General features: G+C 48.6%; 15 protein-coding genes. All 15 read right to left on the bottom strand.

All coding sequences use genetic code 11. The features are described from left to right. Window positions 1-26: 26 nt before the first annotated feature. The gene (locus tag C4B57_06165; protein ID PXF54662.1) at window positions 27-4,304 is read right to left on the bottom strand and encodes a phosphoenolpyruvate synthase; all 4,278 of its coding nucleotides are present in this window, start codon (window positions 4,302-4,304) and stop codon (window positions 27-29) included. A 36-nt stretch (window positions 4,305-4,340) separates the two neighbouring features. Then, complete coding sequence (gene gap, locus C4B57_06160; GenBank protein PXF54661.1) at window positions 4,341-5,345, bottom strand: type I glyceraldehyde-3-phosphate dehydrogenase; 1,005 nt, start codon at window positions 5,343-5,345, stop codon at window positions 4,341-4,343. 73 nt (window positions 5,346-5,418) lie between these two features. Next, window positions 5,419-5,820 carry a PTS fructose transporter subunit IIA gene (locus tag C4B57_06155; protein PXF54660.1) on the bottom strand — a complete coding sequence of 134 codons (402 nt, stop codon included), beginning with the start codon at window positions 5,818-5,820 and terminating at the stop codon, window positions 5,419-5,421. Between the two features lie 3 nt (window positions 5,821-5,823). After that, window positions 5,824-6,660 (bottom strand): RNase adapter RapZ, encoded by an 837-nt coding sequence (locus tag C4B57_06150; protein ID PXF54700.1) that lies wholly within the window; start codon window positions 6,658-6,660, stop codon window positions 5,824-5,826. A 118-nt stretch (window positions 6,661-6,778) separates the two neighbouring features. Further along, window positions 6,779-7,246 (bottom strand): PTS fructose transporter subunit IIA, encoded by a 468-nt coding sequence (locus C4B57_06145; protein ID PXF54659.1) that lies wholly within the window; start codon window positions 7,244-7,246, stop codon window positions 6,779-6,781. Further along, window positions 7,246-7,800, bottom strand: coding sequence for a ribosome-associated translation inhibitor RaiA (raiA, locus tag C4B57_06140; protein ID PXF54658.1), 555 nt, complete (start codon window positions 7,798-7,800; stop codon window positions 7,246-7,248). Before raiA ends, C4B57_06145 begins: the two co-directional genes overlap by 1 nt. Before the next feature lie 89 nt (window positions 7,801-7,889). After that, window positions 7,890-9,377, bottom strand: coding sequence for an RNA polymerase sigma-54 factor (gene rpoN / locus C4B57_06135; GenBank protein PXF54699.1), 1,488 nt, complete (start codon window positions 9,375-9,377; stop codon window positions 7,890-7,892). Between the two features lie 28 nt (window positions 9,378-9,405). Continuing rightward, on the bottom strand, window positions 9,406-10,128 hold the full coding sequence (gene lptB, locus C4B57_06130) for an LPS export ABC transporter ATP-binding protein (GenBank protein PXF54698.1): 723 nt from the start codon (window positions 10,126-10,128) through the stop codon (window positions 9,406-9,408). Between the two features lie 91 nt (window positions 10,129-10,219). Continuing rightward, a complete protein-coding gene (gene lptA, locus C4B57_06125) occupies window positions 10,220-10,807 on the bottom strand; it encodes a lipopolysaccharide transport periplasmic protein LptA (GenBank protein ID PXF54657.1) in 588 nt (195 codons plus the stop codon). Window positions 10,808-10,904: 97 nt separating this feature from the next. Continuing rightward, on the bottom strand, window positions 10,905-11,471 hold the full coding sequence (gene lptC, locus C4B57_06120) for an LPS export ABC transporter periplasmic protein LptC (GenBank protein ID PXF54656.1): 567 nt from the start codon (window positions 11,469-11,471) through the stop codon (window positions 10,905-10,907). A gap of 25 nt (window positions 11,472-11,496) precedes the next feature. Then, complete coding sequence (locus C4B57_06115; GenBank protein ID PXF54655.1) at window positions 11,497-12,039, bottom strand: hypothetical protein; 543 nt, start codon at window positions 12,037-12,039, stop codon at window positions 11,497-11,499. Next, on the bottom strand, window positions 12,039-12,875 hold the full coding sequence (locus tag C4B57_06110) for a 3-deoxy-8-phosphooctulonate synthase (protein ID PXF54654.1): 837 nt from the start codon (window positions 12,873-12,875) through the stop codon (window positions 12,039-12,041). The genes C4B57_06115 and C4B57_06110 overlap by 1 nt, the downstream gene beginning before the upstream one ends. Continuing rightward, entirely contained in the window at window positions 12,875-14,530 is a 1,656-nt protein-coding gene (gene pyrG, locus C4B57_06105; protein PXF54653.1) for a CTP synthetase, read from the bottom strand. Before pyrG ends, C4B57_06110 begins: the two co-directional genes overlap by 1 nt. 204 nt (window positions 14,531-14,734) lie before the next feature. Then, entirely contained in the window at window positions 14,735-15,055 is a 321-nt protein-coding gene (locus tag C4B57_06100; GenBank protein ID PXF54652.1) for a hypothetical protein, read from the bottom strand. 21 nt (window positions 15,056-15,076) lie between these two features. Further along, window positions 15,077-15,601 (bottom strand): cob(I)yrinic acid a,c-diamide adenosyltransferase, encoded by a 525-nt coding sequence (gene cobO, locus C4B57_06095; protein ID PXF54651.1) that lies wholly within the window; start codon window positions 15,599-15,601, stop codon window positions 15,077-15,079. Window positions 15,602-15,603 lie beyond the last annotated feature (2 nt).

Raw genomic sequence — 15,603 nt, 5'->3', positions numbered from 1 at the left:
CCCTACAAATCTCTATATCTAAATTTTCAGACCAGAGACATCTCTTCCTCTGTCTGAGTGGCATGCCTGCCCATGTATATCGATCCGTTTCTGCCGTCAATACTCAGGAAGTCGCCGGAACGAATAATGCGGTCGTGTAATTGCGCAAAACCCTGATTTTCAAAGACCTGCAGTTGCTTACAGCCCACGATGCAGCTCTTGTCCAGGCGAAATGCAATAATGGCTGCATGAGAAGTCTGTCCTCCTTTTGCCGTGAGCAGGCCGTCTGTTAAAGTAATTTCCTTGATATCGTCCGGGACCGTGTCCGACCGGATCAGGATCAAAGGGGTTTCTGGTTCTTTCCTGCGTAAGGACTTGATCTCGGACAGGGTGAATACAGCCTTCCCGGTCATGGCGCCTCCGCTTACGCCGATGCCCCTGCCCAGATAGCTGGCCTCCAACTCCCCTGATGGCACAAAGACCTGAACGATGCATCGCCTCTTGGTGGTCATGTTCCGGCTCTGGAGTATGAAGAGCCTGTTGCTCTCCGGGCCTTCAAAGGTAAATTCTATCTCCTGGGGGTCCCATCTTTTCTCATAGATGAGCTCTCTGCTTATGGATAACAAGGTATTGTAAATCTCCGGAAAATTTTTCTCCAGAGTCATTTCGGAATCAAGCCCCATGGCCTTTTGCTGCTTTATTGAAATCGGATATGTACTGACCAGACCACTCACAATGTCATCCCCCTGATTTCCGGTGGTAAAGTCACCCCATAGGCTGATACTGTCTATATTGTCGGTATGGATCGGCGTGAAGGCCACGCCGCTGCCGGATGTCTCTGAAAGATTTCCATAGGCCATGGCCTGCAGTATCACAGCCGTGCCCCAGTAATCGGACATCTCCATTATTTCCCTGTAGTTCTTTGCTTTTTCAGACTCCCATGAAGTCAGAATCAGTTGTATGGCCACAAGGAGCTGCTCAAAAGGATCCTTTTCCAGCTCCAGGCCGTGGTCCAGCGTAGCTTGCTGATAAGCCAGGGCCAATTCTTTCATCTGGTATCCGGTAAATTCCCTTTTCTGTTTCACCCCGTAACGGAGCTTGTGGTTATTCATGATCTCGGTGAACATCTCGCGTTCCAGATCAAAGGACATGGCCCATGACTGGACGAACCTGCGGTAGTTGTCCCAGGCAAACCAGGCATTGCCGGTCTTTTTCGCCAGGCCTTCTATGATTTCGGGATTACTGCCCACGTTTATGATTGTTGACATCATCCCAGGCATGGAAATGGCCGCTCCGCTCCTTACGGATAAAAGCAGGGGATTTGACGGATCGCCAAACCTGCGCCCGGTCTGATTCTCTATCTCCCCTATGGCTTTCTGAAGCTGTGACTTGAATTCCATGTATGCGCTGCGCAGTTTCTGGATAATAGGATAGCATCTGAAGACCTCGGTGGTGACTATTACCCCCGGCGGAACCGGCAGGCCCTTTTGTGCCAGGAGCACCAGGTTGAAGCCCTTATTGCCGAGGTGCAGGAGGTTTTTTGTCTGTTGTTTCGGACTGTGTATGGTACACAATACCTGATTCGGATCATAGCTCAATACCAAGTCAAGGTCCTTGTGATCCAGTCTTTCTTTCTGCTCTCCAAGCAACTGGTATACCCGGGCTATGAAGTTGTCCAGATATTGCAGGCCAAAGGTGCTGGAAATAAGGTCCCTCAGGAACCACTCCGTTATCTGATGGGTCATCTGGACCTCGTCTTCAACCTCTTTTAAAGCGGTTTTGTACTTTGGGAGCAGGTTGTATTTGCCAAGTTGGCGAATAATGAGAGAGATATTGTCCTGATGCGGGCTTATGTAATAGGCATGGATAATGTCTTTAACCCCCTCGGATAACCCTCTCACTACGTCCAAATACTGGGAAAAGGCAAATCGCCGGACCTCGAGAGATTTTTCCAGCAGGGCCAGATAGGCGGCGAACTTCCCGGAATACACTCCGTCCAGCTGTACGGCCCTCCAGAAGAGCCGGAGATACCTGAGTATGCGTACAAAGATGGGCCTTGAAATGAAGGTTGAATCTATCTTGGCTATCAGCCGTTCGAAGTATAAATTTGCCAGGTTCTCCAGTCGGAAACTGAGGCTGAGGGCATCAAACTTGCGCTCATGATATCGGCCGTACATTGAAGGAATATCCACGGTTATGTGCCGTTTGTGGTATATGTCCTCCCTGATTTCAAACCGCTCCTTGCTGAGTATAATGCCTTTAAGGGCATCAAGCTGGTCCAGGATTACTTCAAGGCACCGCTCCGGATCATCATCCACATCCAGGACTTCAAGTACTTTATCCAGCCCCTCAAAACCCTGATTTCTGGCTTCCTCCAGATGATGACGGATTTCCTGGGTGCCGAGCTTGTACTTATGGACCTCAAGCCGGTACATCCGGATAAGAAGCTCAACACGTCTTTTCTCTTGAGGAGGGACATCAGGGATCTGGCTCAAAATTTGAGAAAGCCGGTCTTGTTTCAAATCCAGCAAGGTATCAACACTGTGGGTAAATCGTTTGATATCCAGCACATCTGCAAGATGCCGTACAAGCCTGTGTACATGATCCACGAATGGGCCATGGCCAGAGACCTGCTCCAGGATCTCAGGGGGCAGAAAGGGTTCCAGTATGTCCTTCTGCCTGCCGAACCAGAAGCACAAAATGGCCTCTATGAAATCGACAATGCGGTTGTTGCTCTCAACATGGCTCTGTTTTCTCAGAAAGTGGATAAGGATATCCTTACGGTGAGATATCTCATCCAGTTCTGTCGACACGTCCCTCAGGAGACCCTCTGCTCCTATCTCATTGAAGTAAACCGGCAGGATCTTGGCCAACTGTTTGACCAGATTGTAATTTTGTTCTATGTCGCAGTTGAGTAACCGGCTGACGTCCTTCTGAAACAGGTCCGTATCCCGGATACATGTGCCTGCCAGCTTGAGGTTTATGATAAGGGCCGACAACAGGGTGCCGCAGACACTGGTTTTCTGTTCTGCAAATTTTAGCCAGACGCGAATATTCTGCAGATGAGCAGGATTGTTTAATATATGCCATTCGGTATCCACGCCCTTAATACCAGGGGGCTGGAAGCCAAAATGGATTACCTGACTGAGAAAGATCTCGATGAGCCTTGTGTCGTCCCTGCGGACTACTTCTGAACCCAGGGCCTCGATGCACTGAAGAGCAGTCCTTGGGAAATTGCCTACTTGCTGCTTCAGCAGCGCAAAGCTTCCGGAAAGGATCTCTTGAAGCCGTTCCTGGTCTGCGGTGCGTATAAGATGCAAAAGGCTGCGATTGATCTGGCGAAGGACTTCTTCGTGGATTGCGGACAGGCCTTCCATTTCAATAAAATGGAACGGAAGCAAAGAGTATAATCCTGTTTCCTGATTGGGTGAAGACTGCTCTTTTGATGATACAGAAAGGATTTGACAAGACAGCCTGGCCAGTTCCCTGACAATCTTTCTGTACTGATTCACTATATCCAGGTGGCCCGGGCGCCTGGCCAGATCCAGGGCCTTTTTTTCGTTGAGAGAGGTTTTTTTCTCGATTTCCAGGTCTTCCAGAAAGGACTTGAGCTGCCTGTGCGAGACCGGTTTGATGAGCCTCAGCGTCTTTTCCAGGTTCTCAGGGTCAGGTTCTATGGAAAACTGCTCAACAGTACGGTTAAGCCAGCTCTCAGGGTCTTCTTGCCCAAGCCAGTACTGAAAGGTAGATTCCCGGACTTTAATAAGGAGCCTTCCCGCTGCATCCCATAAGCCCGGAGATATCTCTTGTCCCTTCAGGCGGTTGGAAATATTCTGTATCAGGCGAGATACAGGGTGACAGCTCCTGGCAACAGCCTTAATCACAAGAGCGTTGGATTCATTGAGCCTGCGGAAGGCATGTTCAATATCAGGCAGTATTGTCAGAAGCTTTTCAGTATCTGCTTTTTGGATGATTTTTTCCAGAAAGGCCAGGATTCCATTTACGGCCTCGGTCTTTTGATTTTCATCAGGGACTTCGGAAATGATATCAAAGAAGGTGCCTAAAAGTACTTTAATGGCCTCGGGTCCCTGAGATGAACGGCTGTAAGCAGAAAGATTCTTGAGAGAAAATGACCTCAGCTCCCTGATCACAACTTCCCAGTTACGAAATGGATGATGCAGTTCAAAGAGGAGGCTGTCAAGGGCTTTAATTATTCCATGATAATCCTTGACCGCATCCCGGAGAACCTGGAAGCGGGAGTCGAACACTAACTCCCGAACGGCTGTGGCCTCAAGGTTTGCACGAAGGGCTTCCGATACAATCATCGCAAAAGTCTGCCGGCTGCCAAGGAATTTGAACAGTTACGCCTTTTGGGCATCCATATGAAGGATCAGATCCAATATCCTGTTGGAGTATCCCCATTCATTGTCATACCATGACATGACCTTGATCAAATTGCCCTGAATAACTTTGGTGCAGGCGCCGTCCACAATGGAGGACCTTGGGTCTCCCATGAAGTCCGTGGAGACCAGAGGTTCATCCGTGTATCCGAGGAAGCGATCGGTAGCCGCCTTAATGGCTTCGTTTATTTCAGGTACAGTGGCACGTTTTTCCACCTGGGCTACAAGGTCCACTATGGAGACGTCAGGTGTGGGCACACGGACCGCCAGGCCGTCAAATTTGCCCGTGAGCTCCGGAATGACCTTGCTTACTGCTGCTGCCGCGCCTGTCTTTGTAGGGATCATGTTGACGGCAGCGGCCCTGGCCCGTCTGAGGTCGCTGTGGGGAAAATCAAGCAATCTCTGATCGTTTGTATAGGCGTGTACAGTGGTAATCAGCCCGGAGACGATGCCAAATCTGTCCAGTATTACTTTGGCCACAGGGGCGAGACAGTTGGTGGTACAGGAGGCGTTGGATACGACGTGGTGAGCGGCCGGATCGTAGTCGTCTTCATTGACCCCCATCACAATCGTGATGTCCTCATGCTTTGCAGGAGCTGTAATTACGACCTTTTGCGCCCCGGCCTCCAGGTGCCCGCGTGCAAGATCCGCATCGCTGAATCTGCCGGTAGCTTCGATCACGTATTCCACGCCCATTTCCTGCCATGGCAACCGGGAGGGCTCCTTGATGGCTGTTATCCGTATATCCTTGCCATCCACAATTATTCCCTGATCTGTGTCCTGCACATCGAGGTGAAAGGTCCTCATTACAGAGTCATATTTTAACAAGTGGGCCAGGGTCTGGGTGTTTGTCAGGTCATTTATGGCTTTGATTTCAATGGATTCAAATTCCTTATATAGTTTAGAGGCCCTGAAGATGCTCCTCCCAATGCGCCCGAAACCGTTGATGCCGACCTTAATAGTCATGTATGAACCTCCTAACAGCTGAATACTCAGAATGTAAACGTTTATACTTCTTGATAATGAATGAACAATTACTTCATTTTTTCAGGATTGCTGTGGCCTGATTGATGCTTTTCCTGCTGTAATCCACTACTTCGTCCGCCAATTCATGCAGGGGCTGATCCTTGTTCCGGCACTGGCATAATTTGATCAACATGGGAAGATTCACCCCTGTTATGACCTCTACCTTGTTGTCTTCCAGGAAGGCAAGGGACATGTTGGCCGGAGTCCCGCCAAACATGTCTGTGAGTATCAATACGCCGTCGCCCGTATCGACTTCCTTGATGGCCTTGCGGATATCTGACTGTAATTCATTTATATGCCTTGACGGATCTATAGAAAGGGCGATCATCTGTTCGGTCCTGCCTACGATGAAGACCGTCGTATGTAAAAGCTCATCAGCAACACGGCCGTGGGATGTCACAACCACACCTACCATGATTTATTCCTCCAGTTCAAGGTCCCTGTGTGTGACGATAACCTCCTCATCAGCCCCTGTAAATACTTCTTTTAGATGCTCTACAATGACAACACTCCTGTGTCTGCCACCCGTACATCCCACGGCAATCACAAGATAAGATTTACCTTCCTTTCTGTATTCCGGGACAAGGAATTTCAAAAGGCCTTTGACATGATGAAGAAACTCCATAGTGTCTTTCTTTTCCAGGACATAGGTTCGGACTTCACGGTCGCAGCCGCTTAAGGGACATAGCTCCGGCTCGAAATATGGATTTGGCAGGAATCTGACATCCAGAACCAGATTGGCATCGGCGGGAACTCCATACTTAAAGCCAAACGAGAGCAAGTGTATCACTAATTGATCCAGTCGTTTTCTTGAAGAATAAAGCCTGATAATGTCCTGCCTCAGTTGATGAACATTGAAATCAGAGGTATCAATCAACTTGTCAGCCCATTCCCTCAGCCTCATCAGATGTTCCCTCTCAATACGTATTCCTTCAAGGACATTGCCCCTGGGTCTTAAGGGGTGTTGGCGGCGGGTTTGGCTGAATCTCCGTACTAATACCTCATCATTTGCATCGAGAAACAGGATTTCGACGTGAAATCCTTTTTCCTTAATCTCGGTAAAGATAGACCGATATCGATCCAGAAAGCTCTTTTCTCGCACATCCATCACAAGGGCCACACGGGTGGGCATTGTGGAGGCGTTTTCGGTAAGTGAGAGAAATTCCGGCATGAGAGCTATGGGAAGATTATCCACACAGTAATAGCCGATATCTTCAAATGCTTTGAGTGCAGTGCTCTTACCGGATCCGGACATACCGGTTATGACTACTGTTTGTACCAGTTTATTCAAATTTTCCGGTAATAAAACTACCCCCGGTCCATCTTTTTTAAAAGGAGAATCTGTCAAGTTTTCTGTAAAGTGATTTCAGGTTTTAGACCTGACCATCCATTTCTTCTATTACTTTTTGAATGGAAAGTTCATCTGATGCCTTCATAATTCGCTGGTAAACCTCCCGGGTCTTTAACAGCCTTGAGACCTGGGCCAATACTTTGAGATATAGGGTTGCAGAGTTGTCAGGCGCAAGCAGGAGAAACACAATGTGAACCGGGAGGTTATCCATCGCATCAAAAGGGATACCATCCGGGCTCCGCCCGACCACTATGAGCATATGCCCCAATCCCCGAAGTTTCCCGTGGGGAATTGCCACTCCACCCCCAATACCAGTACTGCCCAGTTGTTCGCGCTCCCTGAGGACAGACAATACCGCATCCTGGTCCAGGGCGGGCTCTATTTCCACTACCCTTTTGGTCAGCCAGACCAGCGCATCTTCTTTGGATTTTGTATTAAGATTGGGGATGATACATCTGTTACAAAGGAAATCGATTATCTTCACAGTCATTACGGTTCGACTAATCCCAAGATCCCATCTGAACGCCAGTAAATGACATTTATCTCATTGGTCTCAGCATTTGTAAACATCATGAAGTTTTGATTAAGTGACTGGAACTGAGCAGCTGCTTCATCGACAGCCATTGGTTTGGCATCCATTTTTTTTGTGGTGATTACGTACGAGCCCTCTTTTGCTGTTTCCGGAGATGGTGGGATGCCTGAAAGGGCCGCCGGCTCCTCGGACACCGGACCAGATCCTCTTTTGCTGCGGATTTTTTCCTTATATCTTCTCAGCTGCTTGTAGATTTTGTCAGATACCAGATCTATAGCTGCTCGCATTTCATTCTGCTCTTCCTTGGCCGCCGCCCTCATGCCATCTCCTGAGATCACAACCTCCGCTGTCTGTCTGAATTTCTCCACTGACAAAACAACGTTCACATCTATGGGACCATCAGCATATTTCTTGAGTTTTTGGAGTCTGTTTTCAGCATATTCGCGCAGTTCATCCGAAGGATCCAGACGCCTAAATGTCACATTGATTTGCATAGAATAGAATACCTCCAAATGGGAATTTAGCTGATCGCTTTCCTTAAATTATAATTTAATAGTTCAGGAATTACCATTACTCAGACACAAAGTCTTGCCATGGACGGCTAATTTATTGCAGGTCGTTTGCGCCGGCTGGAGGGCAAGATACCCATCAGATCTCTATATTTTGCCACAGTTCTTCTTGCAATACGGATATGGTCCCTGGCCAAAATTTCTGCGATCTGCAAGTCGCTGTATGGTCGAATCGGATCTTCTGACTGGATCAACTGGCGAATCCGTTCTTTTACACTATAGGATGCCACATCAGAGCCGTCGTCCCGGCCCAGACTTGCACTGAAAAAAAACTTGAGCTCAAAAATACCTTGTGGCGTATGGACATATTTATTTGTGGTTACCCTGCTTACGGTGGATTCGTGCATCTCGATGTCATCTGCCACATCTCTCAGTATTAGAGGCTTGAGATAGGCTATTCCCCTGTCCAGAAATTCCCTCTGAAACTTTACGATACTCTTTGTGACCCTGTAGATAGTCTTTTGCCGCTGCTGAATGCTGCGAATCAGCCACATGGCGGACTTGAGTTTGTCCTGAATAAAATCTTTGGCAGCAGAGGAGGTAGTAATACCGTTTTTGATGGCACTGCGGTAAAAAGAGCTTATCCTCAGTCTCGGCAGGCCATCGTCATTCAAGACAATCGTATACTCATCGTCTACTTTATAGACATAAATGTCTGGAACGATGTAATGGATTTCCTCATTGCTGAACGGTCGCCCGGGACAGGGTTCCAGGGCAGTTATTATCTCGATCGCCTTGGCTATTTCCTCCAATGACCGTCCTGTAGCCCTGGCCATAGCTTGATAATTGTGCCTTTCAATATGGTTAAGGTGTTTACTTACGAGTTCCGAGACCAGGGGATTATTGATGCCCAGATGGCCTATCTGGATCAATAGACATTCTCTGAGATCCCTGGCTGCCACACCAACAGGGTCAAAGAGCTGGATTTTTTTTAGTGTGCCTTCTACTTGTTCCGGAACACATCCCACTTCTTCGGCTATCTCATCAACTGTAGTCTTGAGATAGCCGTTTCGGTCAAGATTGCCGATAATAAGACAGGCACTTTGACGCTCTATGTCATTAAAGTGTGACATCTGGAGTTGCCACATCAGATGTTCTCTCAAATCTGTGGTGCAGGTAAAGATATTTTCATAGCTTGGGGCCTCCTTCTTTTCAAAGGAATAGGCAGGAAATAAGGTTCTGTTGTCTTCGTCCCAGAAATCTTTCCAGTTTATGTCTTGAATTGCTTTGTCTTCCCATGGAATTTTTTCAAGTTCAGAGGAGGCCAGGGTCGGAAGCCGGGTCTCCTCGTACGAGGAAGGCTCTTTTTCTTGCAAAAGGTTGCCGCGATCCGTATCGTTTGGGTATGGGATGTCTTCCGATTCAGATTCCTCCAAGACGGGATTGGCTTCCAATTCCTGGTCGATCGTCTCAATTAGTTCAATACGGGAAAGTTGAAGCAGTTTAATAGCTTGCTGCAACTGGGGAGTCATTATAAGCTGTTGTGCCAGCTTAAGTTGCTGCCGGAGTTCCAAGGCCATAAAGATTATCAAAGAAGCCTTAAGTGGCTCATAGTTTAAAGTCTTTTCCCAAATAAATTGTCCTTGCCAGATCGCTTGAGGCGATATGTTCCGGGGTACCCTCTTCGTTAATAACTCCTGAATTAACAATATATGCCCGATCACATACAGTCAAGGTTTCACGGACGTTGTGATCCGAAATGAAGACTCCTATTCCCCTGGCCTTCAGGCCCTTTATTATCTCTTGCAGTTCGGAGACAGCCAGTGGATCAACACCTGCAAAGGGCTCGTCAAGAAGAATAAATACCGGGTCGGTAGCAAGTGCCCGCATAACTTCCACCCGTCTCCGCTCCCCCCCTGAAAGTGACTGGGTCTGTTGATCCGCGAGGACGGATAGGCCCATGTCATCTAAGAGCTCAATGGTCTTGCTCTCTATTTCCCGGCGGGATAGCCCCTTTGTTTCCAGTACAAGGCGGATATTGTCGGCAACTGACAGCTTCCTGAACACCGAGGGCTCCTGGGGCAGATAGGTAATGCCTTTGCGAGCCCTTTTGTGCATGGGTAAATTGGTTACATCCTCCCCGTCAAATGAAATCCTTCCTTCATCGGGTCTGATTAGACCGACGATCATGTAAAATATAGTGGTCTTACCGGCGCCATTTGGTCCCAGCAGACCTACTATGCTGTGGTCTGATAACTCGATACTTACACCATTGACCGCTGGCCGGCCACGAAAACGCTTTATCAGTTTCTCCGCCTTCAGCTTGCTCATATATTTTGAACTGTCATGATTTTGGTTAATTTGATGATACAAGCTTTTTCGAAAAAAGTGTAAACCGGTGAATGAAAGATGCCAAAAAATCTCATTCTGCCGGGTAGACAACCGCCTCAACCCTTGTTTCATTGCTTCCTTCGGCTACACTTCGATCCTCATTAATAAAAAAGATTATCCGTTCCCCACTTACCCGGTTAAGGCCTTCCAGGACCTGGGCCGAACCTGTAATAGTTATCTTTTCAGCAGGTTTGTCATAGACAGCCTGTTCTCCGGTGGCAACACGCTCACCCTGGATTATACGTACGCGGCCTGTGGCCACGATTTTTTCGACAGTCCTTTTTGTCTTATCTTCTCGTTCTTTATCCTGTTTTTTCTTTTCGTAAAAGACATCGAGTTTTTCGGAATATATGGTGAGATCACCTCTGGTTGCCTTCACATGTCCTGTGAATATCACGATCCCTGACTGATCCATCGCCTCCATCAGGTCACTTTCTATATGGATAGGGAGCCTGCCCTCATCCGCTGGACCGGTAAGTGAGGTGTCTGAGATGCCTGTCTGGGCTATAGCCATCAAACAGTGAAAATACATAAAAATAAGGATGCAAAACCAGATAGTTAAAGCCATATTTCCGGCTTTTTTCGTTTTCCAGCAGATACAGGAATTTTCACATTTCATTATGATTCCTCGTAAGCGTTCACAGGTTCAGGGTTTACCGTTCAGGGTACTTCTCTTTCGTTAGTAAACACTGAATCCGTGAACGGTTACATTCCTCTTAAAGTTCCAGTTCGCCGTTTTCCGGGAGGACAGACGTCTGTCTCCTTAGCGTAAGTTTGCATTCTTGAAGGTCATACTCAAGTCCTTCGCCCTCCATTTCCAGTCCGTCTCCCTTAATGAGCACCTTGTCCCTGGTCCAGATAAGTTTTTTCTCCTGACTGAAATGCATACTTTCTGAAAAGAGCGTGGGGCCGCCTTCAAGGCGTACTTTCACATCGCCATTCAGTGACATTTCGTCATTATCGGTTCTGTATGTGCCTGAATCAGCAACAACAATAACATGGCCTTCTCCAGCAGGGAAAAATTTTATTCTTATACCCTCCAGGTCCATGATGTTTTTCCCCTCATAGAGCCGGGCTGCATCTGCATTCAGAATCCACTGGATCTTTTCGCCTATATTTTTCGTATAACGAATACCTTCAAAGGTAAGATCGGCTTTCATTTCTTTGAGATCTGTGGTCCACAGGTCATCGGTACCCCTGGTGTGCCGCCACGGTCTCCAGAGAACCATCAAGAAAAGGACGCCGGCAATTACCCAGAAAAGATATCTTTGCTCAAGTTTCATGAAACACCGGTGTAAATGTTTACCATCAGGAATTAAGGTAATGGTCCAGGAACTTGCCTCTCTTGTTTTGTGCCTTGAGAATCAGCTCGCAGACTTCTCTGACTGCGCCCCTTCCCCCTGCCTGTCTTGTAACATAATCAGCATAGTCTTCCATGGATTGTGCAGCATCAGCAACTACCACGGCAAGACCTGCCTTCTGAAGAAGGGGAAGATCCACCCAGTCATCTCCCATATAAGCAACCTCTTTATCATCTATTCCCAGTTTCTCCTTTATTTCCTCGTATACTTCTATTTTGTCAGACAGTCCTTGATATACCAGCTTTATTCCCAATTCTTCAGCCCTGACAGCAAGGGCATGAGAAGAGCGGGAGCTGAGAATAGCTACATGGATTCCCGCCAGATCAAGGAGCTTAAGGCCAAGACCATCGTGTACATGAAAGCTCTGCACCTGTTCTCCTTGAGAGGTATATACAATACTTCCGTCAGTCAGCACTCCGTCAACATCCACCGCAAGAAGGCGAATATTGCGGGCCTTTGTCATGAGCAGTTCTTTATCTATATGAGCCATCAGTCCACCGCCTGCCTGATCCTGGAAAGGACTTTCAGCAGGTCTGCCGCAGCCTCAAGGGAGAGACTGTTTGGGCCGTCACAAAGGGCCCTGTCCGGATTTGGATGGACCTCCAGGAAGATTCCATCCACTCCTGCTGCCATTGCAGCCCTGGCAAGAGTGGACACGAATTCCCTCTGCCCTGATGAGCATCCGTCTCCGCCGCCGGGGAGCTGAACACTGTGTGTGGCGTCAAAGATAACAGGAACCCCGAGCCTGCTCATTATAGCCAGGCCACGCATGTCAACCACCAGGTTGTTGTAGCCAAAAGAGGCCCCTCTTTCAGTGAGAATGACCTGGTCATTCCCACTCCCTTTTATCTTGGCGATCGCGTGCCTCATATCCCACGGGGCCATGAACTGCCCCTTCTTGATGTTGACAGGGAGAAGGGTTCGGGCTGCCGCTACCAGGAGGTCTGTCTGTCTGCAGAGAAAGGCCGGTATCTGTATGCAGTCAAGGACCGTTGCGGCCGTCTCTGCCTGGTCGGTTGTGTGGATATCCGAGATCACCGGCACATTCAGTTTTTCCTTGATGACTGAGAGCATCTCAAGGCCTTCAGCCAGTCCCGGCCCCCTGTATGACCTTATGGATGTCCTGTTTGCCTTGTCGAAGGAGGCCTTGAATAGATAAGAAAACCCGCAATCCATGGCGGCCCGGGCCATAAATGCCCCGATGGAAAGAGCGGTTTCAATATCTTCCAGCACGCATGGTCCTGCAATGAGCAGGGGCGGCTGTCCTGATCCGACGCTGATTCCAGCTATACGAACGTTTTGTATCCGGATGCCTTCTGTACTCATTAGTCTTGGCTTTCGGCTTTCAGCTTTTTTGCAAGTGCGGCATTTATAAATGCCGCAAACAGGGGATGGGGATCAAGCGGCCTGGATTTGAACTCGGGATGGAATTGGCAGGCAAGGAACCATGGATGCTGCGGAATTTCGATGATCTCCACCAGTTCTCCATTGGGACTCAGCCCGGTGAACCTGATTCCAGCGTCTCCGAGGGCCTTGCGATAGGAGTTATTGAACTCGTACCTGTGCCGATGCCTTTCGGATATCCGCTCGGTTTCATAGGCAGCATAGGCCTTGCTGTCAGGTGCCAACTGGCACGGATACGCGCCAAGACGCATGGTGCCCCCCTTCTGGGTGTCCTCGTCCCTTTTTTGAATTTTCTTTGTACGGTAATCATACCATTCCTTCATCAGGTAGATTACGGGGTCAGGCGTGATGGGGGCGAATTCAGTGCTGTCAGCCAAGGGCAGCCCTGCTGCATTCCGGGCAAACTCAATGACTGCCAACTGCATACCCAAACAGATGCCGAAAAAGGGTACCTTGTTTTCTCTGGCATAGGTAATGGCCTCGAGCTTTCCAAGTATTCCCCTTGGGCCAAACCCTCCTGGGACCAAGATTCCATCGGCTCCTGAAAGCCGGTTTGCCAGCTCTTCACCCCTTGTTTCTTCTGAGTTCACGAAGTCTATTTCGATCTCAGAGCTGTTTGCAATACCTCCATGGAACAGGGCCTCATTCAGGCTTTTATAGGACTCCCTGAGGTTTACATATTTGCCGACCATGGCAATCCGCACCTTGTGCCGTGGCTCCTTGATTCTGGCAATAAGGTCCTCCCACCGGGTAAGTACGGGCGCCCTTGTCCACATATTAAGGGATTCGACAATTCGTTCATCCAGCCCCTGCTCGTGAAAGCGCATCGGCACTTCATAGATGCACTTTACGTCCTTGGCTGCAATAACCCGGTCTTCTTCTACATTGCAAAATAAAGATATCTTGGACTTAATATCCGGTGAAAGATCGATCTGGGTACGGCAGAGCAATATATCCGGCTGAATACCTATGGATAGCAGCTCTTTCACGCTGTGTTGCGTTGGTTTTGTTTTGAGTTCACCTGCTGCCTGAATATAGGGCACATAGGTCAGATGTATATAAAGGGTATTTTTCGTTCCCAGGTTGCCCCTTAACTGTCTGATAGCCTCAAGAAACGGCAGTCCTTCAATATCTCCTACCGTTCCTCCTATTTCTATAATGGCTATATCTGCCTCACTATTCAGTTGGAGAATCGCCTGCTTGATTTCGTCAGTTATGTGAGGGATGACCTGGACCGTACCTCCAAGGTAGTCCCCCCTTCTTTCCTTTGTGATAACACTGTAATAAATACGCCCTGAAGTATAATTGTGCCTTTGTCCCAGCTTTGCATGTGTGTAACGCTCGTAATGCCCGAGGTCCAGATCTGTTTCAGCGCCATCGTCTGTCACGAATACTTCACCGTGCTGGAAAGGGTTCATTGTGCCGGGGTCCACGTTTATGTACGGATCCAGCTTCTGAAAGGTGACCCGGAGCCCCCTGGCTTCAAGCAATGCCCCTATTGAAGCCGCTGCCAGGCCCTTGCCCAGAGATGAGAGAACGCCTCCGGTGATAAAAATGAACTTTGTTTTTATGTTCATTAAATCATATCCTTACAGTCTCATCAGAGACCAAAATTTGAGATTTTGCAAGAGGCTCCAAGGCAAATTATTTCTGAACTGCCATGCGGAGTGAGGCATTGACAATCGCTGCTGTAAATATTCGGTGAACCCGTGGTCCATTCCGCAAACCGTTCACTGGAAGGGGATATTTCTTTTCACTTCACACTCCAGCCCCTTGTTTTCTTAAGGCCTTTGACATGGGGGAGTCTTGCCCCCTCCCCGTTCTCCTTCGCTGCGCTCAGGAGCCGGGGTTTCCCCCACAGCAAAAGCCAGGAAAACTACGGAGGCTTCCGTTAAACCGTTCAAAGAAATATCCCCTTCCAGTAAACGGTTGCCGTCCGTGCCCTGCCGCAGGAGCGGTTTGCCTTTTGCAGGGTTTCGATCGCGGGCCGGATTGCACTGCCTCTCCGGTCTGCAATGAGTGAGCTTTGAAACCCGGAAAAAGGTAACCGCTCCAAGGCAGAATATAACGGGTTCATAAGAATATTTACTCGCTGCTGCCACAGTACTAATACTTTTCCGCCCTCATTTTTCTATTCCCTCCCTTGCCCTCACTCCCTTGCTGAAATAGTGTTTTATCATTCGCGCTTCTGTTACCAGATCGGCTCGCTCCATTATTTCTTCAGGCGCCCATCTCCCGGTAAGCACGAGCTCTACATCTTGAGGCCGTGTTTCCAAAAGGCCTACTACACTTTCTAACGGGATGAGCCCGAAATGAACGGCCACATTTATTTCATCAAGTACTATCAGATCATATTTCCCCTCTTTCATGACCTGTATTATTTCGCCGAGTCCGGCCCGGGCCGTTTTTATCTCTTCCCTGGAGGGTCCACCCCTTATGAACCTGCCTGAGCCGTACTGACGTATTGTGACCTGGCCTCCCAGTCTCTTAAGGGCCTTTATCTCATTATATTCGCCATGTTTCAGAAACTGGGCGAACAATACCCTCCAGCCTGCTCCAACTGCCCGGAGGACAAGCCCAAGAGCAGCGGTAGTCTTGCCCTTTCCGTCCCCGGTATAGATGTGGATATAACGTGCCTTTCTCTGCAAGT

It is taken from the genome of Deltaproteobacteria bacterium (genome assembly GCA_003194485.1).
In the GTDB taxonomy this organism is placed as follows: domain Bacteria; phylum Desulfobacterota; class Dissulfuribacteria; order Dissulfuribacterales; family UBA3076; genus UBA3076.
The sequence above is the reverse complement of the archived record's forward strand: the minus strand, read 5'-3'. Positions and strand labels throughout refer to the sequence as shown.